Source organism: Thalassobacterium maritimum (assembly GCF_031127805.1).
Classification (GTDB): Bacteria; Verrucomicrobiota; Verrucomicrobiia; order Opitutales; family Coraliomargaritaceae; genus Thalassobacterium; species Thalassobacterium maritimum.
This window is the reverse complement of the sequence record NZ_JARXHW010000036.1, coordinates 1-24,125: the sequence shown is the minus strand read 5'-3', so window position 1 is coordinate 24,125 and position 24,125 is coordinate 1. Positions and strand designations below refer to the sequence as shown.

Annotated in this window: 25 protein-coding genes; 7 read left to right on the top strand and 18 right to left on the bottom strand. The window is 54.8% G+C overall.

The window, feature by feature from the left end:
- Positions 1-13: 13 nt before the first annotated feature.
- Genes QEH52_RS14115 through QEH52_RS14100 form a run of 4 tightly spaced genes read right to left on the bottom strand, consistent with a single transcriptional unit; the run spans position 14 to position 4,211 of the window.
- On the bottom strand, positions 14-904 hold the full coding sequence (locus tag QEH52_RS14115) for a hypothetical protein (protein WP_308951286.1): 891 nt from the start codon (positions 902-904) through the stop codon (positions 14-16).
- A gap of 5 nt (positions 905-909) precedes the next feature.
- A complete protein-coding gene (locus QEH52_RS14110) occupies positions 910-1,890 on the bottom strand; it encodes an Amuc_1100 family pilus-like protein (RefSeq protein ID WP_308951285.1) in 981 nt (326 codons plus the stop codon).
- Between the two features lie 5 nt (positions 1,891-1,895).
- On the bottom strand, positions 1,896-3,563 hold the full coding sequence (gene pilM / locus QEH52_RS14105) for a pilus assembly protein PilM (protein WP_308951284.1): 1,668 nt from the start codon (positions 3,561-3,563) through the stop codon (positions 1,896-1,898).
- A gap of 60 nt (positions 3,564-3,623) precedes the next feature.
- Positions 3,624-4,211 (bottom strand): hypothetical protein, encoded by a 588-nt coding sequence (locus tag QEH52_RS14100; protein WP_308951283.1) that lies wholly within the window; start codon positions 4,209-4,211, stop codon positions 3,624-3,626.
- Positions 4,212-4,450: 239 nt separating this feature from the next.
- Between QEH52_RS14100 and QEH52_RS14095 the strand changes: the two genes are divergently transcribed.
- Positions 4,451-4,948 carry an NUDIX hydrolase gene (locus tag QEH52_RS14095; protein ID WP_308951282.1) on the top strand — a complete coding sequence of 166 codons (498 nt, stop codon included), beginning with the start codon at positions 4,451-4,453 and terminating at the stop codon, positions 4,946-4,948.
- Here the strand turns inward: QEH52_RS14095 and recF are convergent.
- From recF to QEH52_RS14080, 3 genes are all read right to left on the bottom strand, one after another.
- Positions 4,938-6,008, bottom strand: coding sequence for a DNA replication/repair protein RecF (gene recF, locus QEH52_RS14090; RefSeq protein ID WP_308951280.1), 1,071 nt, complete (start codon positions 6,006-6,008; stop codon positions 4,938-4,940). The two genes, QEH52_RS14095 and recF, sit on opposite strands and share 11 nt — an antisense overlap.
- 19 nt (positions 6,009-6,027) lie before the next feature.
- A complete protein-coding gene (locus QEH52_RS14085) occupies positions 6,028-7,185 on the bottom strand; it encodes a cysteine desulfurase family protein (RefSeq protein ID WP_308951279.1) in 1,158 nt (385 codons plus the stop codon).
- Between the two features lie 68 nt (positions 7,186-7,253).
- Positions 7,254-8,045 (bottom strand): Cell division protein CpoB, encoded by a 792-nt coding sequence (locus QEH52_RS14080; protein ID WP_308951278.1) that lies wholly within the window; start codon positions 8,043-8,045, stop codon positions 7,254-7,256.
- 117 nt (positions 8,046-8,162) lie between these two features.
- Here QEH52_RS14080 and QEH52_RS14075 point away from each other — a divergent pair, with 117 nt between their 5' ends.
- Both QEH52_RS14075 and QEH52_RS14070 read left to right on the top strand, forming a co-directional pair.
- Positions 8,163-8,540 carry a Crp/Fnr family transcriptional regulator gene (locus QEH52_RS14075; protein WP_308951277.1) on the top strand — a complete coding sequence of 126 codons (378 nt, stop codon included), beginning with the start codon at positions 8,163-8,165 and terminating at the stop codon, positions 8,538-8,540.
- A 60-nt stretch (positions 8,541-8,600) separates the two neighbouring features.
- On the top strand, positions 8,601-9,101 hold the full coding sequence (locus QEH52_RS14070) for a peroxiredoxin (RefSeq protein WP_308951276.1): 501 nt from the start codon (positions 8,601-8,603) through the stop codon (positions 9,099-9,101).
- A 36-nt stretch (positions 9,102-9,137) separates the two neighbouring features.
- Here the strand turns inward: QEH52_RS14070 and QEH52_RS14065 are convergent, their stop codons facing one another.
- The 3 genes from QEH52_RS14065 to QEH52_RS14055 are packed head-to-tail and all read right to left on the bottom strand — an operon-like array spanning position 9,138 to position 12,171.
- Positions 9,138-10,124, bottom strand: a complete 987-nt coding sequence (locus tag QEH52_RS14065) for a glucose-6-phosphate dehydrogenase assembly protein OpcA (protein ID WP_308951275.1) — start codon at positions 10,122-10,124, stop codon at positions 9,138-9,140.
- Positions 10,125-10,171: 47 nt separating this feature from the next.
- Positions 10,172-11,725, bottom strand: a complete 1,554-nt coding sequence (gene zwf, locus QEH52_RS14060) for a glucose-6-phosphate dehydrogenase (RefSeq protein ID WP_308951274.1) — start codon at positions 11,723-11,725, stop codon at positions 10,172-10,174.
- Complete coding sequence (locus QEH52_RS14055; protein ID WP_308951273.1) at positions 11,722-12,171, bottom strand: YraN family protein; 450 nt, start codon at positions 12,169-12,171, stop codon at positions 11,722-11,724. Before QEH52_RS14055 ends, zwf begins: the two co-directional genes overlap by 4 nt.
- A 956-nt stretch (positions 12,172-13,127) precedes the next feature.
- On the opposite strand from QEH52_RS14055, the gene QEH52_RS20750 reads away from it, so the two are divergent.
- Genes QEH52_RS20750 through mnmM form a run of 4 tightly spaced genes read left to right on the top strand, consistent with a single transcriptional unit; the run spans position 13,128 to position 15,581 of the window.
- Positions 13,128-13,445, top strand: a complete 318-nt coding sequence (locus tag QEH52_RS20750) for a type II toxin-antitoxin system HigB family toxin (RefSeq protein ID WP_425609290.1) — start codon at positions 13,128-13,130, stop codon at positions 13,443-13,445.
- A 3-nt stretch (positions 13,446-13,448) separates the two neighbouring features.
- On the top strand, positions 13,449-13,871 hold the full coding sequence (locus QEH52_RS14050; RefSeq protein ID WP_308951272.1) for a helix-turn-helix domain-containing protein: 423 nt from the start codon (positions 13,449-13,451) through the stop codon (positions 13,869-13,871).
- A 58-nt stretch (positions 13,872-13,929) separates the two neighbouring features.
- Positions 13,930-15,015, top strand: coding sequence for an NAD(P)/FAD-dependent oxidoreductase (locus QEH52_RS14045; RefSeq protein ID WP_308951297.1), 1,086 nt, complete (start codon positions 13,930-13,932; stop codon positions 15,013-15,015).
- 2 nt (positions 15,016-15,017) lie between these two features.
- Positions 15,018-15,581 (top strand): tRNA 5-(aminomethyl)-2-thiouridylate-methyltransferase MnmM, encoded by a 564-nt coding sequence (gene mnmM, locus QEH52_RS14040; RefSeq protein WP_308951271.1) that lies wholly within the window; start codon positions 15,018-15,020, stop codon positions 15,579-15,581.
- A 437-nt stretch (positions 15,582-16,018) separates the two neighbouring features.
- Here the strand turns inward: mnmM and QEH52_RS14035 are convergent, their stop codons facing one another.
- From QEH52_RS14035 to QEH52_RS14000, 8 genes are all read right to left on the bottom strand, one after another.
- The gene (locus QEH52_RS14035) at positions 16,019-16,591 is read right to left on the bottom strand and encodes a PEP-CTERM sorting domain-containing protein (protein ID WP_308951270.1); all 573 of its coding nucleotides are present in this window, start codon (positions 16,589-16,591) and stop codon (positions 16,019-16,021) included.
- 84 nt (positions 16,592-16,675) lie between these two features.
- Entirely contained in the window at positions 16,676-17,731 is a 1,056-nt protein-coding gene (locus tag QEH52_RS14030; protein ID WP_308951269.1) for a TIGR02597 family protein, read from the bottom strand.
- Positions 17,732-17,859: 128 nt separating this feature from the next.
- The gene (locus QEH52_RS14025) at positions 17,860-18,960 is read right to left on the bottom strand and encodes a hypothetical protein (RefSeq protein WP_308951268.1); all 1,101 of its coding nucleotides are present in this window, start codon (positions 18,958-18,960) and stop codon (positions 17,860-17,862) included.
- 78 nt (positions 18,961-19,038) lie between these two features.
- On the bottom strand, positions 19,039-19,689 hold the full coding sequence (locus tag QEH52_RS14020; protein ID WP_308951267.1) for a hypothetical protein: 651 nt from the start codon (positions 19,687-19,689) through the stop codon (positions 19,039-19,041).
- A gap of 147 nt (positions 19,690-19,836) precedes the next feature.
- Positions 19,837-20,199 (bottom strand): four helix bundle protein, encoded by a 363-nt coding sequence (locus QEH52_RS14015; RefSeq protein WP_308951266.1) that lies wholly within the window; start codon positions 20,197-20,199, stop codon positions 19,837-19,839.
- A 90-nt stretch (positions 20,200-20,289) separates the two neighbouring features.
- Positions 20,290-21,321: a flotillin-like protein FloA gene (gene floA, locus QEH52_RS14010; RefSeq protein ID WP_308951265.1), complete on the bottom strand. Its 1,032-nt coding sequence runs from the start codon at positions 21,319-21,321 to the stop codon at positions 20,290-20,292.
- Positions 21,318-21,782 (bottom strand): NfeD family protein, encoded by a 465-nt coding sequence (locus QEH52_RS14005; RefSeq protein ID WP_308951264.1) that lies wholly within the window; start codon positions 21,780-21,782, stop codon positions 21,318-21,320. The genes floA and QEH52_RS14005 overlap by 4 nt, the downstream gene beginning before the upstream one ends.
- Positions 21,779-23,428 carry an NfeD family protein gene (locus QEH52_RS14000; RefSeq protein ID WP_308951263.1) on the bottom strand — a complete coding sequence of 550 codons (1,650 nt, stop codon included), beginning with the start codon at positions 23,426-23,428 and terminating at the stop codon, positions 21,779-21,781. Before QEH52_RS14000 ends, QEH52_RS14005 begins: the two co-directional genes overlap by 4 nt.
- Positions 23,429-24,125 lie beyond the last annotated feature (697 nt).

The window sequence follows — 24,125 nt, the reverse complement described above, 5'->3', positions numbered from 1 at the left end:
AATGCCAGTGGCATTAAAACATCAGATCAAAGACATCGCTTTGCTCTTGAGCCGGTTTTGTGTTTGTGGGGGGGGTGGATGAAGATGCGGACTGTATTGACAAGACCCGAACTTCAGGCTCCTCGTCTTCAACGGCATCTTTCTCCACTGTAACGGAGGATTCTTCAAGGTTAATTTGTTGTAAGGTATAGGTCCCCGTGGGGCCTTCAAACTCTGTTGGAACTTCAGTTAGCTCCCGCACATATGTAGCATCCTCTTCGGAGCGTATAATTACGGTCACACCCGAATCAAAGCGGCGTTCGCCATGCGTGAGCACCACTTCTTCTCCAGTGCGTTGGTCGAGAATGGTGGCCTTCGCGATCACCTCTACATTGTAATCGGCATCGCGCTTACGATCGATATCGAAGCTCAACAGTTTGAATTCAGACTGTGCTTTCTCATCACCTGGGCGGGCACGTACTTGTTTCTGTGTCTCTTCATCGAACATAAGGAGCAATGTCTTAGAAGCATCGGAACTGTCCTCTTCGATATATCCTTCGAGTTGGATGCGGTATGGCTTGCGCTCGAGGTCTGCAAGGTAAATGCCAAAGGGCACGGGTGGCGCGACCTTAACTGGTGGGTCCGCGGAAAACTCCCCCGTATCCAAATCTACATAAATCTTAGGTGGCGTGAATACGTCGTAGATCCACTTGGGACCTGCAGGCTGCGCTTCAGCTTCGGGCCAATTGGCATCCGCCGACTCGGAAGGTTGCACCGGCACCAACTGGTAAGGGTTGTCAGCAGTTTGAACGTTCACCGAAGCCGCCTGAGAGGTGGCCCCCGCTTGTTTCAAATAGAGGGCGACTCCACCCGCTAGGATCAACGCTGCGACGGCAAGTATGAGCTTATCGTAAATCTTATTCATCGAAACTAAATGTTGTCTTCAGCAGTATCCGCCGGAAGGACGATCTCGATGTATTCGAGAACGACAGTAAATGTGGAAGTATTTTCAGAGATCACCAACTTTTTGGTCACTTCTGCGGGTTCAGGCTCAGCATCTGCATTGCCTCCGAAAGCACCAAAAATAGCGTCTAAATTATTCGCATTATTTGAGCGGGCCGCAGGCGCTTTCTGCCCGGTCGGACGCTCCACCTCGATGCTGCGCACGACGATCGGCAAATCAAATTTAGCGAGGTCGTTAAGGAAAGAACGAAGTGAGCTAGTGTATCCGGTAAAGGAAAGGCTAAAGCCTAAGGTGTCGATCGCTCCCGGCACTCGTGCCGAAACGGGTGCTTCAATCCGAAAGCCCTGATCCTTACCCTTAGCATTCGATGCCAAGGGAGCCTGCTCCAGCACTTCACGCTTTACCGATTGAATGCTCACAGGGTTGGCGTCATACAAACGATCCAGCAAGTAGCCTAAAATATGACGCTGCATATCAAGCACTTTAATCTTCTCAGGATCTTCCAGCGGGCTGGCATCATCCACATATTGTTCGAAACCAAAGCCAAAGTCAGCGGGTAACTCGATCGGACTCTCAATATCATTCTCATCCACATGCGTCGCGGCCTTACGACGATACTCTGCGATAAACTGCTGAATTCCCGCCATCACGCCAATACCATCTGTCGATGCTGCAATACGGGCTCCGCGCTCAAGGTCCTCGCGAATCTTCTCAAGCTCTGCCACTAGCTGTGTCACATTTCCCTCAGAGGCCTCAACATTGGCCTTAGAAGGAGCTGGATCAGCCATGCGCAAGCCGTTGAGCTGAGACTCCGCACTGGTAATTTTTTGCTTGGCCTGGTCGATCTTACCCGACTCGGCAAACGCGAGATATGCACCGGCGCCAAATGCCAATAGACAAATGACCACAACGATGGTGAATGTTAGATTTTTCTTTAAGAAACCCATGGTGTCTAGAGTGGTTTGGCGGTATCCACGACCAAGTTAATAGTGAAAGGCAAAACGTTAAGTCCGCTATGTATACTGCTCCAATTAATCTTTGGCGGCTTGGACGAAACAATAAACTCGGAGCTCTCGAAACTATCCTGTAAACTCTTGATGCGACGAGACAGCACTTCTTGGTCGATGTCACTGCTACCATTGGCAGTTTCACGCACCAGCATCTGGCCTTCGACAACCACTTCATAGGAAGCTCCGCTCTTGCCCGATTGTCCGCGATTCACTTTGAGCGTGTCCAGCCACACATCTTGAGCAGTGGTCAGGCTATCCTGTAGTTCCGCAAAAAATTGAATCCAATTGCTCTTCGAGTTCACCAGCCCTTCGACACGACTGATCGATTCGCTCACCTCAACGGCGCGCTCCGCATTCTGACGTATCGCAGCCTGACGACTCTGCAAAGGAGCCACTTCTGCCTGGGTAGCAATGGCTGCCTTTTCGTACCCCGCACTCAATTGCTTATAGCCCACATACGCAGGCCAAGGCGCTAGCGCCAAACAAATCGCCGCCAGCATTAAATAAGGCTTCTTAGAGGAGAACTCCATCGCGCGCTGCACCTCTTCAGGCAACAAGTTCACGCCGGCACCATCTGGCACCATGCCTTGGGCGGCCGCACCAATGATTTCGCTAATCTCTAAACGCAGGGAATTCGAACCCGCGCCCACATCGCCGTCCAAAGTGACATTTTGCAGCGGATCGAAAAACTCCACAGTCACCTTTTGGGTGCTTGCCAATTGTTCTGTCAAGCCCTCCAAAAGGGCACCACGGCCGTTTAGCAAAATACGCTTGGGTGCGGCGCCACCCTTTTGACGACGGTAATTCACGATCGAACGTGTAATTTCCTGACTCATGCGGCGCATGAAGGAGTCCGAACAAGAACTGAGCAACTTGGCCCCCGAATCATCGTCGGAGTAATCCACATCGCCACTGAAAAATTTGTGCTTCACCTCTTCCGCTTGCGCAAAAGGCTTCCCGAGGCTATCAGCGATGTTTTGCGTCAACGAATTACCGCCGAGCTGAATGTTGCGAACGAAGAAGCCTTCCGGGCTCTTAAAGAGCAAGTTAGTCGAACGCGCACCAATGTTAATTAGCAAGACATCCTCATCCATCTCAGGATAAGCAAACTGCAACGCATTATAGTCCAGCACCGTCGCTGCATTGATCGTATCCACGATGAAGCCCGCCTGCGCCACTTCGCTACAGAACTCATCAATCGTGTTCGACTTACATGCAATAAACAGCACCTCTGTCTCCACGCCATCGTCGCCCACGACTTGACTATCCCAAACCACTTCATGCAGTGGATAAGGAATATTTTGCTGCGCTTCGAAGGCAATGATCTGTGCCCGCTTCGACGCCTCCACGTGTGGGATGCGTATCGTCTTCGTCAGCACCTGATTGCCTGGAATGATAAACGAAGCTTTACCTGAAAATTTATGCTGCCCGTGCAGGTCACGCAGGGCCAATCCCACTGCATCCAACCAGGCATCGTCGTTCGAGTAGTCATATTGCAGACTCTCCGTCACTAATTTTTCGACTTGAAGTGCGCCCCCGCTAGAGGAAACCACCGCTGCGGTGACTCGGCTTGCGCCGCAATTGATGATAAGTTGCTTAGAGCTGCTCATGTAGTAATCCTATGAGGAACGATTCAGATGGTTTGATGTGATTACAGTGAAAGGCTTCGCTTAATCACGAACGTCTCGACGAAGGAAAGCTGGCAAATCACTCACCCGGCCCAAATCAATTCCTGAAACGAGATAAATAGGCATCAAAAGATGCTCATTATCAGCGCCCTCAGAGTCCGCCTTGGACACAAATGAATTGAGAATATCGAGATTTGGAATATTGCTGCTCATGGCAGCAGTCTGTGGCTTCTGAGGCTCGCCGTTAACGGATACCTCCACATAATAAAAGTCAGGGTCGGTTTGCAGCTGATCCCGCTCCGCGATCAGCCCCGGCAAATAAAAATACACATTATTATCATCCCCCTTCTCCATGATAATAATTTCCGCCTCACTGGTGTAATAATCATACTCACGCGCCTTAGCGTCGCGCTCATAGGCCAGATATGCTTTGACTTTAATCGCCTCCACATAGTTGCGATCGCGCGCATCTGGTGCAGGATTTCCAGTGCAAGAAAGCTCGATCTCCATCTGAATCCAGTCATCGCGCAAAGATTTGAAATCTACACGATCAACCTTTATGGCCTCTTGCGCGTTAAGCGCTAACGAACCAGCTAGAAGAGTCAAAATGGGGAAAAAATATTTCTTCATGTTACGGGGAATAGACTAATGAACCGCTGTTGAGCGGCTTTAAAGCTTCAATTGTTATGTAGCGCTATCACTCATAGCAACCCCTTTTTTAGGGGATTCCGTCCTTTCCTAGCGCATAAATACCATTTTCCATACGCTTAAGCACGCTATTAGGGCAGGTACTTCATTTTCATCCTGAGATTAGGACGTATCGATAGAAATTCACTTGCAGAAATAGGTCACTCATAAATCCTCTTCCAATGAAGACTACGCTTCCCTTCAAAATCAGCACACTTGTATTTGTGCACAATGCACTGGGACACCAGCTGCTCATCCAACGCAAAAAAGCCCCCAATCTCGGTTGCTGGAGTCCGATTGGCGGGAAATTAGACATGAGCGCGGGCGAGTCCCCCTATGAATGTGCCCGCCGCGAGACCGAAGAAGAGATCGGCCTACAACTGTCTGACCAGGATCTGCACTGCTTCGGCTACATCTCCGAAAAGAGCTACGAGGGCACCGGGCACTGGTTAATGTTCTTATTTGAATGCAAAAAAGAACTTTCCGAGCTCCCCGCAGCCATCAATGAAGGGCACTTCGAATTCTTTGAACGCGCCGCGATTGACGACTTAGCCATCCCGGAGTCCGACCGCAGCTTACTTTGGCCCTACTACGACCAGCACAAGGCTGGCTTCGTCGGTCTACGCGCCAATTGCGACCCACAGGGACAGCTCAGCATCACTGAAGAGCTCAAAATTTAAGCGCCTTACCTGCTTCAACACGGGCAAGCGACCACTGCTCGGGCTCGGAGGGCAGCTCCGTGCCTGTCGCGACAACTTGTAGGTCGCCCGGGCAAGCGCGCCAAAACCCTTCGCGACGCACGGGATCGAGCTCCCCCAGCACATCGTCCGCGAGTAATACGGGCGCCAACCCAAGCTGCTCGCGATAGAAACTCGCCTGCGCGATGCGTAAGGCCACGCACAAGCCGCGCTGCTGTCCATCGGAGGCATATTCACGCGCGCCCCCAACATGCAGCGCGAGATGAAAATCATCCCGATGAGGCCCACGCTGCGTCGCCCCCATTATTTGATCCCGCTTGCGCCCATCCTGCAACTGACGTCGGTAAGTTTCCACATCGCGACAATCCACATTGGGTCGAAAGTCCAATTCGGGCCCTTCATCAGCCTCGGCAATCTGATCATAAACCCGGCACAGCACGGCACGCAACTGCGCCATGCCTTGCTCACGATAACTGGCGATGACACTGGCATGCGGTGCGATCTCAGCCTCAAAAGCGGACAACTCGGCGGCGCTGCCCCCGTTTTTCAACAAGCGGTTCCGCTCTGCGATGCCACGGTGAAAGTCACGCAAGGCCGTATAATAGGCACGATTCACTACCGAAAGTGTGAGATCCATGAAGCGCCGGCGCTCACTCGGCCCCCCACGTAGGAGCATCAGATCGCTCGAGCACAGCGTCACCGTCGGAAAGCGCCCAATGAACTCGACCAAACGCGTCACCTTCTCGCCATCGATCAAAACACGTCGTCCGCCCTTGCCCGAGTGGATCTCTAGCTCGATCGTCCCCTCAAGCTCATGTTGTAACTGATAGACCAAGCTATATTCTTTAAAGCCCTTGCGCGGCAAAGCCGCCATGGTTTGCGTACGAAAGGAGCGCAGCGCAGTCGCCAGCCCCAAAGCTTCCAATAGGTTCGACTTTCCCTGCCCATTGGCCCCCAAGAGAAAATGACGCTCTCCTAGCAATGGAAGCTCGGTAAATTCGATGTTACGAAAATTCTGTAGGCGTAGGTTTAGAAAGCGCATGGGGGTCCGATCTCCGTGATCAATCAATTGTGATCACTTGGCTGCTAGATGCGCTCGCCTCGCTCCGCATCCGCACATAGCTGCGGCAGATGGCCTCTGCCAACGCATCCCAATCCTCCGCCGTGGTCTCGGCCCCGGAACTGATGCGTAAAGCACGCCCCGCAGCCGCGGCCCCGATACCGAGCGCCCGCAACACGGGCGAGCCAGTCGACTTGCCCGTCGCACAAGCCGAGCCCGCCGAAACTAAGAAGCCTTCTTTCTCTAAGAGCCGTATCCAACGCACGCTCTGAAACTGCGGCATAATCAAGGATACAGTGTTCCACAGGCGATCTGCACCCACACCAACGACACGCGTATTCGGAATCCCACTACAAACTTTTTCAATAAAAGCATCCCGTAGCACAGGCATCGCACAGGGAGTCGATGCCTCCAGTGCAGCCAACATTGCCAAGACGCCGGCCACATCCTCGGTACCCGCACGCTGCCCGCCTTCCTGCGCACCTCCATACAACAACTTGCAATCCTGCGCCGCCTGCGGCAGTAGCAAGAAGCCGACTCCCTTGGGCCCTCCAAACTTATGGGCACAGCCACTCACATAGCTGCAGTCAGCCAAACCAGACAAGGGCATCTTCCCCAGCCATTGTGACGCATCACAATGGTAGGGCACTTGCGCCCGCTGACACAGCTGCGCGATCGCCTGCCAAGGCTGGATCACCCCGGTCTCATTATTAGCGGCCATCACCGATAGCGCAGCCAGGCCCCCCGTCTGCAGTTGCGCATCCAGCGCCTCCAAATCTACGCGCCCATCTGGCAACAGCGCCAGCAAGCACACTCGCTCACCGAAGGCGGCTGTGGCCGCCTCCATCACACTGGGGTGCTCGGTCGGATTCACGCCCAGCCGGGCATCGCTCGGCAGCTGGCGCGCCCAATGCCGCAGCACCATATTATTCGCCTCAGTTGCCCCCGAAGTAAAAACCACACGCTCAGCCGAGCCCTTCAGCCCTAACAGCGCCGCCAAAGATTCGCGCGCCGCCTCGTAGCGCACCCGCACCGCTGCAGCCTGACGATAGGGGCTGGACGGATTGAACCAATGCGCCTCTTGCGCCTGCAGCCAAGCCGTCCTAGCCGCAGGCGCAAGCGGTGTGGTTGCATTGTAATCAAAGTAGCGCAGCTTCATATTCTTTTACGCTATACGCAGGTGCCAACAGGTCAAACGAAGTCCCAAGCCGCAGAGCTTAGAAGCGCTTAGGGGATACGCACTTCTTGACCGACACGCAAAGCACTCTCACTGGAAAGGCGATCGCGATTAGCCTGATAAATATCGATCCAGCGCGAAGGCGTCCCGTAAAAGCGCTTGCTGATCGCGCTCAAGGTATCGCCCGACTGCACGGTGTATGTGCGCGGCGCATTACTGGGGCTCGGGGCCGTGGCGCCCGCATTGACTGTCGACGTCACAGTCCTGGTGGGCGCAAGTGTGCGCCCTGGGCTCGAAGCCCCTGCGGTGCCGCTGGCCTGCACCGGAGTCGAACGACGCGCTTGACCTAACAAATTCTCAAGTTGCTCCACGCGCGCGGTGGCCGCCATTAGGTCGCGCTTCAAACTATCATTCTCTTGCTTCAAAGTTTTGACCAGATCCATCAAATCGATCCGGTCCAATTCTCCCTCATAAGGTTGCGCTGGCAATTGACGGGCAAACTCCTTTTGCGCGGTCTCGATCAACTGCCGCACCTGCGAGGCCTGCTGCGATTGCGGCTTGAATTGCAGATAGCGGTCGAAGTGATAGATCGCTCGCACGGGATCCTTCATCGTGCGCAAGTATATGTAGCCCGCTTCCAAGTGCGACTCTGGTGCATCGCGTCGCGCATCGACCACGCGCAAAAAGGCGCTCAAAGCCTCCTCCATCCGGCCTTGGCTCTTATAATCTTGCCCCAACTGGTATTGTTTTTCGTCAGTCTCGCTGACAATCTCGACCCCACTGGGCGTACAGCCGACAAAGTGCGCTACAGCAAAAACAAGAGAGAGGTAATAACAAAGCACACGTGACATCCGTCTACTGTGTTAAATCCGCGTCAAAGCTCGTCAATGCTATTCGATCCGGAGCCAATCCGAGCTCATTATCTTGCCTAGAGCCGGCCAAGTCGCTCTGATTTCAGCATGCAAAAGGTGGAAGAATTCAGAACAGGAGAAGTCATCATCAAACAAGGAAAGATGGATAACGGATTTTACGTCTTAGAAAAAGGCGCAGTCGAAGTCTATAAAAACGACATCATGCTCAACGTGCTGATCTACCCCGGCACCATCTTTGGTGAGATCGGCGACATTTTGCACACGCCGCGCACCTGCACCATCAAAGCGCGCACCCAGACCAAAGTGATCAAATACGAGTGCCCCGACCTTCAAACTCTGGTCGAACAACATCCCGAAATCGCAGTCAAGATCATGGAAACGCTCGCCAGCCGCCTGGAACGCACCACTCAAAAACTAGCGGATTTATCGATCACATCCACTTTCTTTTCTGAAGAAAGTAAATAAGTCATCGGGTAGACTGGCGTTACAAACTCCGGCGGAAAGAAAGAACGACCGACCACACTAATGAAAACAAGCATCGCAACCCTCATGATCTTCGCACTACTGCAAAGCTTCCTCTCTGCACGCGAGCCGCTCGAAATCGGCAGCCCCGCGCCACAGCTCACTGCCAACGATGATCAAGGTGAACGCATTCAACTGGGGGAAGCCCTCTCCAGCGGTACCACTCTGGTATTCTTCTATCCCAAAGCCATGACGATGGGCTGCACGCAGCAAGCCTGCAGCCTACGCGATGCCTGGGACGAGCTGCAGACCCGTGATGTGCAAATTTTCGGCGTATCCACTGACAAAGCGGAGCTGCAAGCCGAATTTCGTGCCAAGCACAGCTTGCCCTTCACCCTAATCGCCGACCCGGAGGGCCACGTTTGTGAAGCCTTCGGAAAAGGAAAGTACAGCCGCCAAGCTTACATTTTTCATGACGGCGTGCTAGTCTGGCGCGACCTAAAAGCCGCCACCAGCAACCAAGCCGCCGAAGTGCTGGCCGCGCTCGACGAACTCAAACTGTAATCGTCGCACGAGGGCGACAGCCATGGTGGCGCACGGCTAGAAAAACAAAGCTTCGGCGATCATTTGCTCCGCAGCCAATGGCTTGACGCGAGTCGAAATCTTTTCTTCCGATTGACCCAGCAAAGCCTCAATTTCACCCATCGAGCCTTCGCAAAATTTGCGCCATTTAAAATAGCGCTCATCTGAGTAGCCGAACTCCAGCGCGAGTGAACAGCCTGCCTCCTGCTCGCCGCACTCTTCCATGCTGTAGCGTGCACTCTCCGTCGCGCAATCCTCGCTGCCTTTACAGGCAGCCAAACATTCACGCACCCAATCCATCAAGCGCTGGCCTTCGCCCCAAGTCGATTCGCCATGGCGCACAGTCACCGATTCCAGCCCGCGGCACAGATCTTCAATCGCATAGCCACTCAAGAACTGCCCAATCGCTTGACGCACTGGCAACAGACGTGCCATCGCGAGGTCGCCCACACCGGCCGCCTCCGGCCAGTTCAGCTGGTTCAAGTCCTTGCCCTCGTAGCTGCTGTCGTAAATAGAACGCCGCACGCCCATCAACAAGTTGTCGAAATAGTCCTCGATCCGCTCACCGGGCACTCCACAGAACCAATGGTAACTAGGCAGATCCGGCTCCAGCCACACCGATACCTGATTGGCCAAATAACCACAGTTCTCTGGCTGGTAGCCCAAAATCAAAGCCTCACAGCAGCACATCTCACGGTGCGAATCCCCGATATAGCACTGACTAAATAACTTCGCGCGCATGGATGCATCCTGAATCTCCCGCGAAGGGCACAGCACGATGATACGGCTCGGATAGCGCTGCGCAAAGGTCAACAAAGCTTCGAAGCGCGCATGCGCCTCCTCAGCCGTCACCCCCCAGCCAAAATGCAGGACTACGTTCATCTGCGACGCACGAAAGGCCGATGGCGAGCCCGTGGCCTCGCTTTCCCACATGTGGTCCAGACGGCTGGTCACCTCCCCAACGGGCAGATCAATACCGGGCAATACGTCGATTAAATCTTTCATAAACAGAAACTACAATTTCGATATTTGAGACAGTGCAGGCGCCCCGATCAGCCCGAGCGACGCCACTGGTGCCCACGCTCCCAAAGTAAACGTTCGCTCTCCAGCGGCCCCCAAGAGCCAGCCGTATACTCCTTCAAACCACGCTTACCACAGGCCGCCCAATCTTCCAAGACCGGCGTGACTAACTTCCAAGAAGCCTCCGTCTCGTCGCCGCGAATGAATAAGGTGCTATCCCCCACCATCGCATCCAGGATCAAGCGCTCGTAGGCCTCCGGTGTGTTCGAGCCAAAAGTGGTGGAGTAGCGGAAGTGCATTTTGACCGGTTGCGTGCGCGTCTCTAAGCCCGGGATTTTCGAATTCATCACAATCGTGACGCCCTCATCCGGCTGAATGCTGATCACCATTGTATTGGCTGCTACGTTGAACTTGTCCGCCTCCGAAAAGAGAATGCCGGGGGGGCGCTTAAATTGAATCGCAATCTCACTGGCACGGCGCGCCATACGCTTGCCCGAGCGGATGTAAAAGGGCACCCCTTGCCAACGCCAATTGTTGATCGCCAAGCGCATCGCCGCATAGGTTTCCGTCGAAGACTCCTCTGGAATGCCCTGCTCCTCTGCGTAGCCCTTCACCGGATCGCCCTTGACCAAACCATTGGTGTAGCGAGCGCGCACCACATCGCCGCCCTCTTCATCCAAGTTCAGAGGTTGGATCGCCTTGATCACCTTCACCTTCTCGTCGCGAATCGACTCCGGGTCCAGCGAGACGGGCGGCTCCATCGCCGTCAGCGCGACCAGTTGCATGGTATGGTTCTGAATCATATCCCGCAGCGCCCCACTGGTATCGTAGTAACCACCGCGCGTGCCCACTCCCAAGCTTTCCGCCACGGTAATCTGCACACAATCGATGTATTCTCGATTCCAAAGCGGCTCAAAGATCGAGTTACTGAAGCGCTGCACCAACAAGTCCTGCACCGTCTCTTTGCCCAAATAGTGATCGATCCGGTACACTTGTGGCTCCTCAAAGACACGATTGATCGCCGCATTCAACTCGCGGGCCGAGTCCAAGTCGCGCCCGAAGGGCTTTTCAATCACCACCTTCGAAGCCAACTTAGTGTGCACGTGCGCTTGCGCCATGCCACTGCTGCCCAAATTCTTAATGATCGGCTCAAACACGCTCGGCGGTGTCGAAATATAGAACATCCGCTGCACATCACGCCCCAAGCCTTGCTCGATCTGGTTAATTTTCTCGGCCAATGAGTCGAAAACCTCCGGATCATCATAACCACCGGAGTGGTACGACATGTTTTGCCGCACACGCTCCCAAATTTCCTTATTCAAAGGACGGCGCGAGTGTTCCTCGATCGCCTCATCCATCATCGCACGGAAATCCTCGTCCTCAATCGGCTTACGGCCAAAGCCGATCAGATGAAACTCGCCTGGCAGCAAGTTATCCACCCCCAGATTAAAGATTGCCGGCACCAGCTTGCGCGCAGTCAAATCGCCCGAGGCGCCAAAGATCACGACCACCGTAGGCGGCGCGCCGCGATGGTTACTTAATCCCTTCAAAAAAGGGTGTCTCGCTTCATCTGTTTCAGGACTCATGCTTGGTAGGTGTAATGTTTAGGAAAAAGTGGCACATTGCCATAATGGCGAACGCGTCCCTCACCCTCATCGGGGAGCAACACATCAATCACGTCAAAACGGACGTGTTTCGGAGGATTTTGCAACCGATTTATATAGGACTTACATCCCCGCAGCAAAACTCGCTTCTTATGAGCGTCGATTGAATGGAAGCCATCCACCAGCGCATCCTCGGCCCGTGCGCGCACCTCCACAAAGACCAGCACCCCCGAATCCCAACAGATGATATCCAGCTCATCCCGCTTATAGCGCCAGTTGCGGGTGATTATACGGTAGCCCAGAGTTCGCTTACAATAGTCCGCCGCCAAGTCTTCGCCATACTGTCCCCGCTGCGCCCGCGAACTCCCCGCCGCCAGCTTTCGCGGCTTGCGACAAAATAAATCACTCAAGCTATTAAAAATACTCATCAATGACACAGCGATCTCCAAGCGCATTTCTAAAGAAAAAGCGCCCCCAGTGAAAGCGAGAAGTTCGGGAGAGAGAGGGGGGGAACGTCGAACGTTCAACGTCCAACGTCGAATGGTGAATGTTACGTGACGCCCCCCCCCACAAATCATTCGAAGTTCAATGTTGGACGTTCGATGTTCGACGTTCCCAGCGTTTTCACAAGACTAGCGTGACGGACCGAACACCAGCGAGCTCTCCGAAGCTCAGCCCGACGCGCCGGCTAAAGCCGGGGCCATGAAATCGCCAAAGCATCCATTCGTTTGGAGTCCCGCTTTTAAGCGGCCGCGTTGATTCAGAACCTGACTCCCCTCACCTCGCGACGAAATCCATACCACTTCGCGAGCTCTCCGGAAGCTGGCCCGACGCGGCCGGCTGAAGCCGGGACTCCAAACCTTGGAGCGCGCAGCGATTCGACGTTGGACGTTCCCCGCGTTCCCAGTCGAACGAGCAAAACCTGAATCCTCCAGTCCCCAAAGCACCGAAAACAGAACAAACATCGAACATTGAACATCGAACGCCCAACGTCGAACGCCCAACATCGAATGAAACGTGGCGTGTGCCCTTGGGCGCGCCGGTGCTCAAACACAAGCGCCGGTTCGCCCGACACACACAACATCCGCACACCTGAATCCCTGACTACGCAGGGCAAGCAATTCACCATTGCACGTTCGACGTTGGACGTTCCCCGCGTTCCCAGTCGAACGAGCAAAACCTGAATCCTCCAGTCCCCAAAGCACCAAAAACAGAACGAACATCGAACATTGAACATCGAACGCCCAACATCGAATAAAACGTGGCGTGCGCCCTTGGGCGCGCCGGGGCTCAAACGCAACCGCCGGCTCTCGCGTGGAAGCGAAAGGTCAGAGAGTCAGCTATATAATTGACAAACGACCACATTGTTTACATCTTGCAAACAATGCGAGTCATTACCAAAGTGAGGCTACTGGAGCTAGCGGCTGCGCATGCGGACAGCGTACCCACCGTGAAACAATGGCTTTCGACCGTAGAAAGCGCGCTCTGGAGCAATTTCTCAGATATACGAAAGACCTACAATTCAGCGGACATACTTCGCCTGAACAGCGGGCGAACAGTCTATATTTTCAATCTTCGCTCTGATCGACTTATCGCAGCGATACATTTCACACCGGCGAGTCCCAGCCGAGGACGTGTCTATGTGCGAGAATTTCTCACGCATGCTGCATACGACAAAAACACTTGGAAAGAAAGGAACTAAGCAATGATCACACTCTCCCCACAAAACACTGAGCTCCCCGAAACCTACAACGAACTCATTACAGCCTTCATGCCACGTCCGATCCATGATCAAGTCGGGCACGAAAATGCGCTTGCTGTGATCGATCGCTTGAGCGGGCTTGCGCTCAACGATGAGCAAGAAGAATACTTGGATCTGCTATCCACCCTCGTCGAGGCTTACGAAAATGATTTGCTCAAAGAAACGCTCACATCACTCCCCAAAGGCCTGCCAATGCTCCGATACCTGTGTCAGGAAAACAGCATCAATGGGGTCGAACTCGGCCGCATCCTAGGAGTCGGCCGCGCGCAAGCATCTTTATTACTGAAAGGCAAACGACAACTCACTGTCGCGCACCTGCAAAAGCTTTCGGCGCACTTCAAGCTGTCTGCCGACCTATTCATGTAGAGCAGAAAGCAGCAGATGTTGTCTTGCGCCGGGGCGGCGGGACGATGCAACATGAGGCATCGATTCCTCCACTCACCATATTCCTTATCTAATCGTCGGTGCCGGGCTGGCAGGCTGCTTGTTGGCTTGGCGCTTACAGCAAGCGGGGCAGCCCTTTCTGCTGATCGGCAGTCGCCGTATGCCGGCGGCGGTGGATGTCGCCGCGGGCGTGATTAATCCGGTCACGGGGCGCTGGATGACGAAGACCTGGAACTGCGAGCAACTGCTCCCCACCGCAGAGGCCTGCTACCGACAGTTGGAAGCGCAGTTGGGCCTGCACATCTACCACCCGATCCCAGAGCTCCGCTTTTGCCAAAACCCGGACGATCTTAAACGCCTCGGACGACGCCTGCGCAACCCTCGCTATCAGGATGTACTGAGTCGCTACTACCCGGCCGGCGATGCGGCTCCCGCATTTAACGATCCGCACGGCTGCTTCGGCATCGAACAAGCGGCCTACGTGGAACTTCCCAAATTAGTCCATGCGCTGCGTTCGGCATTTGAACAGGCTGGCCTTTTTTGTGATCAAAGCTTTCAACACGCCGAGCTCCTGCCCCAGGGCACGCACTGGCGCTATCAGGAAATTTGCGCCCGGAAAGTGATCTTCTGCGAAGGCGCGGCCGCGCGCAACAACCCCTTCTTTCCCGAGCTCGCCTTGCAGCCCGCCAAGGGCGAAACGCTGCTCTGCCACAGCCCCACGCTACAACTGCCGCGCAAACTCTACCACCATAAGAAGTGGCTGCTGCCCTACCCCGACGGCAGCTTCCGTCTCGGCGCGACTTACGATGAATCGGATCTGAGCGAAACGCCCACCGCCGCACGCCGCGCGGAACTACTGACAGCCGCACAGGCCGCCCTGAAAGATCCGCACCCCATCGAAGTCACGGCCCACTTGGCGGGCATTCGCCCCAGTAGTCGAGACAGTCGTCCGCTGATGGGGGCGCATCCCAGCCGCCCCGGCCTCTATCTCTTAAACGGTCTAGGATCCAAGGGAGCCTCCACCGCCCCCGCAATGACAGAACAACTCTGCGCGCACCTCCTGCAAGGCCGCCCCATCCAGCCCGAAGTGGACCTCGGACGCTTTCAGAATCAGCCCCTCGATTAAGCATGCAACTCACTCAAAAAGTACACCAGCAACTCGCGGAACAGCTCACTGCCGGCGATCTTGTGATCGACGCCACCGCAGGCAACGGCCACGACACCCAATACTTGGCCGAAATTGTGGGCCCACAGGGCCAAGTGATCGCCATCGACATTCAACAAGCCGCCATCGATTCCACTCGTGCAAAGCTGGAACACGCCCAGCTCAGCCAGCGCGTGCACTTAATCCAAGGCGACCACGCCGCGCAGCTGCAGGCACTCAGCCAGCAACACAGCGGGCAAGTCGCCAGTATTATATTCAACCTTGGCTATTTGCCCGGCAGCGACAAGCGCGTGCAGACCCAATCGACCAGCACCGCAAAAGCCCTGACAGCCTCACTAGAGCTACTCGCCCCCGGGGCCCTGCTCTCTGTGACCGCCTACCGCGGCCACCCCGGCGGCATGGAAGAAGCCCAAGTCGTCGCCGACTGGATGCAAACCCAGCAAAGCGCCGGCCACGCTGTGGAATACCACGAACCCGCATCGAAAAACACCCCTCCCGTGCTGTGGCTGCTATGGAAAAAAGCATAATGGGAAATGGGAACGCCCAACGTCCAACGTTCAACTTCCAATGGTGAATGAAGGTATGCACATTCGATGTTCCATGTTGGACGTTCGATGTTCGATGTTCGATGTTCCCTCGGTTTTATAGAACTCGACTCTCCTCACCTCACGACGAAATCCATGCTTCTTAGCGAGCGCTCCGGAGCGCTGGTCCGAGCGGGCCGGCTGATGCAAGGCTGCGAATGCGGAGATTCGCGATCCCGGAAAGGCGATTCGATGTTCAGAGAGACGGCTGCCCGCCCCGAAACTAAACATCGCCCACTCCTCAGCGCCGCCGAACAGCCAGCATCCATTTCAAACTTCCCCCTTCACCCTTCACTCTTCACTCTTCACTCTTCTTCCGGGTACACAAAAAAGCCCTCCAGCATCCGCGGAGGGCTTTAGTAAAAGAATTGTGGCGAGTTTTATCCGCGACGGCGAACCATCACGAAACCAAGTGCCATCAAACCAGCCATTGCCGCGAATGCGGAAGGCTCGGGAACGACGGTGCCTGAAGCGTTTGACGCAGTTGTGAGTTGTGGAAATTCAGAAGCAAATGTAAATGCACCTCCTAGATCAGCTGGCACTAGCCAACTTCCATCAGTCCAGATCTGATAACTATCGCCGCTCAAGGTATTTGCAGTGGAAGTTTCAAAAACTAGAACTCCAAAAGCATCATTTTGATCGATTCCATTACCATGTGAAAAGTCAAAACCCGAGCTTAGAAAAACACTACCAAACGAAGTAACAGTATTATGACCTATATATTCGAAAGAGCTACCATAAGTCGAGCTATCTGTCAAAGAAGCCCCTGCAGAAAGACTAGACAAAGCACCTGAGGTAAATGGAGTACCATCAGTACTAACCAAATAGACGCCAACTTGACCAGCAACTAAACTTGGCGCGTTTGACAAAGAAGTACCATTAAAAGTAATAGTTGCAGATGCATATGAGACCAATAGCAAGGAGACTAATGCTGAAATTGTTTTAATTTTCATGTTAGTTGATATTTTATTATGTGTTTATAGTTAAGATGTTAAATATGTTACTAAAGACACCTAATTTACGATTGATAAATTAAGTTAATAAGGTGTTGCAGGCGACCAAACAACTTTAGCATCCGACGATGCAGACTTACGAATAACTAGTGCTGCTGAAGCCGGAATTTTGTAAGAATTAATAAGCCCCCCACCAATGTCATTTAAGTCATACCAGCCAGCAGGTCCTTGCTCCCCGCTATGATAGATTACGGATTTCACAGGAGAGGGATTTTTAGCACTAGGAGTGTCTTCGTAAATCAACAACTGATCTACAGGATTTGTGACATCTGGAGAAGCTGCCAAAACTCCATCAGAAAATAAACCTGAGTTCTGAAGCTGAATACCTGCAGGGTAAGGGTTTGTAATCAAATTATCTTGTGAGGAACTGGAATAAGATATCACATTATTAGACAACGAATCTACAGGAACATTCCCTGCAACAACGACTTTTGCTGCACTCCCTGATTCGTTTCTAATCGTTATAAACGACTCGGGACTAATTACCGCATCGCCAACAAGTCCACCGCCGATATTGTTAAGATCATACCAACCTGCAGGCCCCTGCTCACCACTATGATAAATATAAGAAGCTGCAGGACTTAAATTAATCCCAACACCTGCTACATTACTAAAAAGAACTTGAGCAACGGGATTAGTAACATCACTTGAAGCAGGAATATTCCCACCATCGGGAAAAAGGGTATCTAATGTCCAAAAAGGTATAATTTTAATTGTATCAAAAACAGTCAGCCCGGCTGCTTCCAGATCTTCTGAAACAGTCACAGATGAACCACTATTTGAAACGATCTCATACCACTGCCCCAACAATCCATTATCACTCGTCACTAATAAAAAGTGAGGTAACGTTGTCAAATCCGGAACAACCTCAGAAAAAGACACTACTCCAGAAGTAACCCCCGAAGGACTCCCAGCAAATTTAGGCGCTTGAAATAAAGAAATACCAACCTTAGTATCGGCACCACTATTAACATTGATCGTAGTATACCCCACTGGATCAGTCGAAACCGCGCTCAGGCTGGAAATTGTTAATAGGGTAGCCGAAGCCAGCAGAGAAAAAGTTTTAATGGGTGATTTCATAAGAATAATTTTTGGTCCAACCTAATAAAGTACTAACTGCTTACAAGTACAAAAAAGTGACGACATGCCGCCTCCTGAAAACGTAACATGGCGCGAAAATGTCACAAACGTTACTAAACTGGCAAGTCTTAATTCGCATCGGCTTCAATTTCTTGCACTAGATCTGCGGCCTCCTGTTCGGAGAGGGCGTTGGGGTCAATTTCGAAAGCTGACTCAGTGGACCAAGGGTCGGCGGTGGCCCCGCCGAAACGGAGGCTGGCCTCTGCAGGCATCGAAGGAATCTGCGGCAGCTGATTGGATCCCGCTTTCATGCTCTGAGGATAGGAACCGCCAGGTAGAGCGGCTCCGGAGGAGCGGCTAAACATCCAAGGCATCACGCCTAGGTTGACTTGAACCCGATCGATGCGGGATTGGTGCATTTGCTCCCCCTCCACCGTCAAAGTGCTCACAAAGGGGAAGCGGACACCGTCGATCTCACGAAAATCGCTATGCGTAATCACCTCGGTCTGCCCACTGACATGATTCACGGTGGTCTGCTGGGCCTCGGCATAAGTCGTCATATCCAGCAACGAGCGGATGGGCTGGCCATCGGGCAAAGTCACCAAGAGCTCATAGTGCCGGCGTCCATTCAAGCTGGCAGCACCGACGAGTTCGATCTGCTTGCCAGGAATCAGGGGGTAGAGCAAATGCCCGCCAGTGGTGGCATCCCGAATAAAATTGAGCGCTTCGAGTGGATCCAAATCCGTTGGCTGCGCGTCGGGCTGCAAAGTGTTGAACTGCCAAGCGTCCTGCCCGTCGTAGGCCATTACGATGCGCCCCCCATTGGGGGCAAAAATCACAATCTTGCAGTAGTCGGGCTTTTTCTTAAATGCGGTGAAACGCAGCGGGCCGTTGGGCAGCTCCAGTGTGCCATCGAAACGAATGCTTTCGATCAGCTCCCAATGCTGCTGGCTGGTAAAACTGTTGCGGTAGTAGCCCGAGAGCACGGTCACCAGGTCTGGATTCAGCCCGGTGGTGTCCATGGGCTCCAAGCGCGCGATGGAGGCGGCGTAGGCAGACTGCGACTCACTGACCGCAACAGCGGCAGGCGGCGGGGGCTCAGAGCTCGTAGAGCCTTCGGCAGTCGCGGCGCCTTGAGGCTCGGCTGCGCACAGCACGCGAGCGAGAAGAAAAAAGAGAGCGAGTCTGACTGGAGCTCTACTAAAACGTGGATGGACTCGAAAGGACACGGATTTGATAAAGTTGCGGGCTTGGTTGATGTGAAATGAGCGAAGAACCGAGGCGACTGGACTGCCTAAAACCAGCGCCTAGGCGAGACCGGGGACGCTTTGGCTCTTCTTTTGACTGACGGGAGGGCCTAAGACTTCTCCAGAAATAAAGGCGGCACGCGCGGCGGCGGGGTCTTTGAGTCGACTGCGGATGGGGCCGCGGGCGCGATAGGTGGACCCGCTCGGGCGCTCGGCCTGCGGCGACAACTTTTCACGAGAGGCTTGGGCTTGCTTCTTGAGCGTTTCCGCCTGGCGCTTGGTGGCCTCGATTTGCTGCAAGCGAGCCTGCATTTCGTCCTGATAAGCATTCGCCTGCGGACGCTCGGGCTCCAACTGGGGACGATACGACTCAGGCTGTGAGCGGCGAGCGGCCGCCTCTCGCCGGCGGCGCTGCTCAGTGGCCTCGCGCTGCGCAGCCTCGACGGAGTCGGCCGGCCGCATGTTTGGCGCCGGCGACTGCTCAAATGAGCCGGCACCGCCCTGCTCGGTTTGACGACGCTCTAAGATCTTGCGGCGAATCTCATCCTGTATGCGCCGCTGGCGCTCCGCAGCCTCAGGGTCCGACTCGGAACTACGCCGAGGCGCCCCGGGCGCGGCCTCATCCTCGTCACCATTCTTAGAAAGCAGGTTTCCAAAGAAATAGATGGCCGCGAAAATAACGGGTATGATGTACTCGAGTAGGTTGTCCATTTAGGGATGGCGGATTAGGGATGAATGATGGTGGATCTGGGATGAAGGATGGTGGATGAATGATGAATGATGGTGGATGAATGATGAATGATGAATGATAGTGGATCTGGGATGAAGGATGGTGGATCTGGGATGAATGATGGTGGATTACTTTTTACGTAGATGTTTAGCAAAGCCGCCTAATTGCCGAGAAATGCTTTTGCACTGACCGCGGCGCTGGTTGGCGGTGGATTCCTCCACGAATTTCAATCGCTCTGCTAGATGATACATGCTCCTGACTTCGCCGGTAGATCCTTTGGCTATATCGAGAAATCTGGCAAAGTCCGGTTTTGTCGAGCGCTCGGCGCCCTCTGCAATATTGTTAGAAATCGACACAGCAGCGCGCTTAATCTGATCGACAAAGGTAAAGTCACGACAGGCACGAAAGTCGCCATAGACATCGACAGCCAAGTCCTGAGCATCCTGCCAGACCTCCATCTGCTCAAAGTCTAAGAGTCCTCCATTCGCCATGATTCATCCTCCATCATTAATCATTCATCATTAATCCGCCATCATTAATCCGCCATCATTAATCATTCATCCTCCATCAAAAAAAAAGCCCTAACTCTTCTCGTCGCCTTTGGAGATGCTGTCGCGCATGTCGGTGTCGGCTTTGATGTTGTTGAGGCGATAGTAGTCCATGACTCCGAGGTTGCCGCTGCGGAAGGCTTCGGCGAGTGCGAGCGGCACTTGTGCTTCGGCTTCGACGACCTTGGCGTTCATCTCTTCGACGCGGGCCTTCATTTCTTGCTCGAGAGCGACGGCGGCGGCGCGACGCATTTCGGCCTTGGCCTGGGCGACGTTCTTGTCGGCTTCGGCTTGCGACTCTTGTAGTTGGGCGCCGATATTTTGTCCGACGTCGACGTCGGCGATATCGATGGAAAGGATCTCAAAGGCGGTGCCGACATCGAGGCCACGCTGGAGCACGACCTTGGAAATGCTGTCGGGGGATTCGAGCACAGTCTTATACGAATCGGCGGAGCCGATGGTGGTGACGATGCCCTCGCCGACGCGGGCGATAATGGTCTCTTCCAGCGCGGAGCCCACGTAGTTGTCCAAGTTGGAACGCACGGTCACGCGGGCGCGGGCTTTGACCTGAATGCCGTCCTTGGCCACGCCGTCGATGGTGGAGCGTCCGCCTCCGGCGGCGGGGCACTCGATGACTTTAGGATTGATGGAGGTGCGCACCGCTTCCAGCACGGACTTGCCGGTGCCCTTAGTGGCGAGGTCGATCGCACAGGCGCGCTGCCAGTCGAGGGCGATGTTGGCCTTGTCGGCGGCGATGAGGGCTTGCACCGTTTGGATGACGTTGCCCTCTGCCAGGTAGTGGGCTTCGAGGTCGTTGGCACTGATCTCGATGCCTGCTTTGACAGAGGTGATGCGAGCGTCGACTACCAGCGAGGCGGGCACGCCGCGTAGACGCATGGCGACCAAGGTCGGAAAACCGACGGCGGCGCCCGAGAGCAAGGCACGCAGCCAAATGCTAAAGAAGCTGATGACGATAAAGAAAGCAATCAGCAGAATGAGTCCGAGAATGGCGGCGGCGCCGAGCTGCCAGCCGGCGAGGGCGAGTGGGAGTGTAATGGAGGTCATATTTTTTTGATGATGAGTTTAAAACTGTCTTGTGCGATCACGCGGATGGCTTGATCGGCGGCAATATAGCCGTCCTGCGAATAGGCTTGGTAGGTTTGGTCGTCGATACGAACCTTCCCACTGGGATTGAGCCGCGTCAATGCAAGGCCTTCTTTACCTATAATCGAAGCTTCGGCGGGGGCAACATTGGAGTGCCCACTCACGGAAGACTTGAGAAAAAATCCGCGCCCGAGGGAAGTGCGGGCCAGTAATTTGAACTCGATAAAGATCAGCAGCGCGATGGCCAGGGAGGCTAGAACAAAAGTGAGCACCGCCACGCCAGCGCCGAATTGCGCGCCTGTCAGCCAAGTGGCCAGCAGCAGGCAAAGCACGGCGAGGACGCCAAGGACACCGCCGGGCAGCAGAACTTCGAAAAAGACCAGCACTAGCGCGGCGAGAATGAGGCCAAGAATAGTGGTCATTTGGAGGCCTCCTGGGATGTGGGATTGGACGTGGCCTCACTCGGGGGCGGGGTGTTCACGGGATCGCGAATCTCCGTATTCGCTGCGGTGGGCGGCGCTGAAGGGGGCAACTCAGGAGAGTTGCGATCCCGGGCGGGCTCGACGATTAGACTGAAGGCACTGGTCTGGACCACTTGCACCTGGGCGCCGCGGTCGATGCTGCCGAGGGAGCTGCGGGCGTCGTAGCGCTGGCCATCGATTTCGACGCGGCCGCTGGGGAAGAGATCGGTCACAGCCACGCCCACACTGCCGGGGGGCGGCATGCGCGAGGCACGCTCGGCGCGCAGGCTCTGACTATTGCCGCCTGCCGCGGTGGCGAGCACCAGCGAGCGCTCCATCCAGGAGCCTGGAAAGAAGCGTGAGAGTGCCAGAGCGCCCGCCACGGCGATCGACATGCCAAAGACTAGGTTGACCAGCGGCTCGGCCAGGAGTTCGGGCGAGAGCTTGAGCGGCTCATTGGGCCAAATATCGACCATCGCCCACAGCAGTGAACCAAAGATCAGCGCCAGCCCGGTGAGCGCGGCGATCAAGGTGCCTGGAAAGAAAAAGAGCTCGGCCAAGACAAGCAGCACGCCCAGAGCGAAGAAGAAAATGACTTCGTTGCCCGCCAGACCGGCGATGTATTGACTAATGAAAAAGATGCCCAGCAGCACAATGCCCGCAATGCCGAAGATGCCAAAACCGGGCGTCTTGAACTCAAAGAAAAGCGCCAGCAAACCGATGCCCAGCAAGCCGGGCGCAAAGGTATTCATCCACTTGGCCAAAACCTCGGAGTAGGTGATATGGAAGTCTTTGATCTGGTATTGATCGGGGCCCAAGCGAGCATCCAGCAGCGCGTCGACGGAATCGTAAATACCGCTGGCGAGCAGCGGCTGGGGCGCGGCATCGGGCAGGGCATATTCGCGCATAGCCTCGCGAGCGGTCAGCGTGAGTAGCTCGCCGGCAGGCTTGATGACTTCGTCACCGATTTTGAGCTCAAACTCGGCATCCAGCATCGCGCGCAAAACATCGGAACGGAAGGGATAGTCCTCGGTGATGCTGCGGATATTGGCGCGCAGGTAGCTTTCCATCTTCATGCGGGCAGTCTCCGGCACATCCTGACCGCCACCTTGAATGACGGCGGAGGCGCCCATTTTACCTTGCGGCGCAAAATAGATCTCTTGCGTGGCGGAGGCGATAAAGGAGCCAGCCGAAATGGCGTCCGGATTCACAAAGGTGGCAGTGATGCCATCGAACTTGGCCAGCATCTCCATCATTTCGATGGTGTAGTCCACGCGCCCGCCTGGGGTGTCCATGTCCAGCAGCACCATATCCACCTGGTTGGTGATGGCCTCTTTGAGGCCACGCCGCAAAATGTAGAGATTGGGCTTATTGATCGCTCCCGTAATCGGGATCACATAGACGTCGATGCGCTCCCCGGCCGAGGCGACAGGCTCGGCGGCGGGCTCGGCGGCCGAATCGGCAGGCTCGGCGGGCTCGGCGGGCTCGGCAGACGAATCGGCAGACGGTGCGGGCTCTGTTGCAGAGACAGCTACAGGCTCTTGCGCCGAGGCAATCAGCCCGAGCGTGAGAAAGAAAAATAGAGCCATCAATGGACGAAACGACATGGTAAGCGCTATCTTGAAAGACTTGTCGACAAACGCAAGTACGGTTGGGCGATAAACGCGAAGAGGGAGGGAACGTCGAACATTGAACGTCCAACATCCAATGGTGAATGTGACACGGTGTGATCTTGGACGCTCGATGTTCGACGCTCGCGAGCGAGCGAGCACGCCACCTTTGATGAGCAATGTAGCCGAGTCCTTTAGGCTCGGTTCTGGCGGGCCGGGATCCAGTCCGAGCGGATCTTAACCGCAGAGTTCGCAGAGGCGAACGGCAGAGCGAGAACGCACGCACACCATGCAGAACGGGGTCTAAAGAGCCCCGCTACGTAGCCAAATCATTCATCATTGGATGTTCGACGTTCGACGTTGGACGTTCCCAGCCTGATGCTGTTCGTCGAGCCGGCGCCTACGAGACAGCACCGACGCTCGCGAGCGAGCACGCCACCTTTGACAAGCAATGTAGCCGAGTCCTTTAGGCTCGGTTCTGGCGGGCTGGGCTCCAGTCCGACGCAAATCTTAACCGCAGAGTTCGCAGAGCACGCACGCACACCATGCGGAACGGGGTCTAAAGAGCCCCGCTACGTAGCCAAATCATTCATCATTGAATGTTGGACGTTCGACCTTGGACGTTCCCAGCCTGATGCTGTTCGTCGAGCCGACGCCTACGAGACAGCACCGGCGCTCGTAAGCGAGCACGCCA

Excerpts from the sequence above, each read along its gene's own strand:
- floA (WP_308951265.1), bottom strand. The coding sequence starts at position 21,321 with ATGACCTCCATTACACTCCCACTCGCCCTCGCCGGCTGGCAGCTCGGC.
- mnmM (WP_308951271.1), top strand. The coding sequence starts at position 15,018 with ATGCAACTCACTCAAAAAGTACACCAGCAACTCGCGGAACAGCTCACT.
- QEH52_RS14115 (WP_308951286.1), bottom strand. The coding sequence starts at position 904 with ATGAATAAGATTTACGATAAGCTCATACTTGCCGTCGCAGCGTTGATC.
- QEH52_RS14000 (WP_308951263.1), bottom strand. The coding sequence starts at position 23,428 with ATGTCGTTTCGTCCATTGATGGCTCTATTTTTCTTTCTCACGCTCGGG.
- QEH52_RS14005 (WP_308951264.1), bottom strand. The coding sequence starts at position 21,782 with ATGACCACTATTCTTGGCCTCATTCTCGCCGCGCTAGTGCTGGTCTTT.
- QEH52_RS14055 (WP_308951273.1), bottom strand. The coding sequence starts at position 12,171 with ATGAGTATTTTTAATAGCTTGAGTGATTTATTTTGTCGCAAGCCGCGA.
- zwf (WP_308951274.1), bottom strand. The coding sequence starts at position 11,725 with ATGAGTCCTGAAACAGATGAAGCGAGACACCCTTTTTTGAAGGGATTA.
- QEH52_RS14095 (WP_308951282.1), top strand. The coding sequence starts at position 4,451 with ATGAAGACTACGCTTCCCTTCAAAATCAGCACACTTGTATTTGTGCAC.
- QEH52_RS14075 (WP_308951277.1), top strand. The coding sequence starts at position 8,163 with ATGCAAAAGGTGGAAGAATTCAGAACAGGAGAAGTCATCATCAAACAA.
- QEH52_RS14065 (WP_308951275.1), bottom strand. The coding sequence starts at position 10,124 with ATGAAAGATTTAATCGACGTATTGCCCGGTATTGATCTGCCCGTTGGG.
- QEH52_RS14030 (WP_308951269.1), bottom strand. The coding sequence starts at position 17,731 with ATGAAATCACCCATTAAAACTTTTTCTCTGCTGGCTTCGGCTACCCTA.
- QEH52_RS14100 (WP_308951283.1), bottom strand. The coding sequence starts at position 4,211 with ATGAAGAAATATTTTTTCCCCATTTTGACTCTTCTAGCTGGTTCGTTA.
- QEH52_RS14015 (WP_308951266.1), bottom strand. The coding sequence starts at position 20,199 with ATGGCGAATGGAGGACTCTTAGACTTTGAGCAGATGGAGGTCTGGCAG.
- QEH52_RS14035 (WP_308951270.1), bottom strand. The coding sequence starts at position 16,591 with ATGAAAATTAAAACAATTTCAGCATTAGTCTCCTTGCTATTGGTCTCA.
- recF (WP_308951280.1), bottom strand. The coding sequence starts at position 6,008 with ATGCGCTTTCTAAACCTACGCCTACAGAATTTTCGTAACATCGAATTT.
- QEH52_RS14020 (WP_308951267.1), bottom strand. The coding sequence starts at position 19,689 with ATGGACAACCTACTCGAGTACATCATACCCGTTATTTTCGCGGCCATC.
- QEH52_RS14070 (WP_308951276.1), top strand. The coding sequence starts at position 8,601 with ATGAAAACAAGCATCGCAACCCTCATGATCTTCGCACTACTGCAAAGC.
- QEH52_RS20750 (WP_425609290.1), top strand. The coding sequence starts at position 13,128 with ATGCGAGTCATTACCAAAGTGAGGCTACTGGAGCTAGCGGCTGCGCAT.
- QEH52_RS14110 (WP_308951285.1), bottom strand. The coding sequence starts at position 1,890 with ATGGGTTTCTTAAAGAAAAATCTAACATTCACCATCGTTGTGGTCATT.
- QEH52_RS14050 (WP_308951272.1), top strand. The coding sequence starts at position 13,449 with ATGATCACACTCTCCCCACAAAACACTGAGCTCCCCGAAACCTACAAC.
- QEH52_RS14085 (WP_308951279.1), bottom strand. The coding sequence starts at position 7,185 with ATGAAGCTGCGCTACTTTGATTACAATGCAACCACACCGCTTGCGCCT.
- pilM (WP_308951284.1), bottom strand. The coding sequence starts at position 3,563 with ATGAGCAGCTCTAAGCAACTTATCATCAATTGCGGCGCAAGCCGAGTC.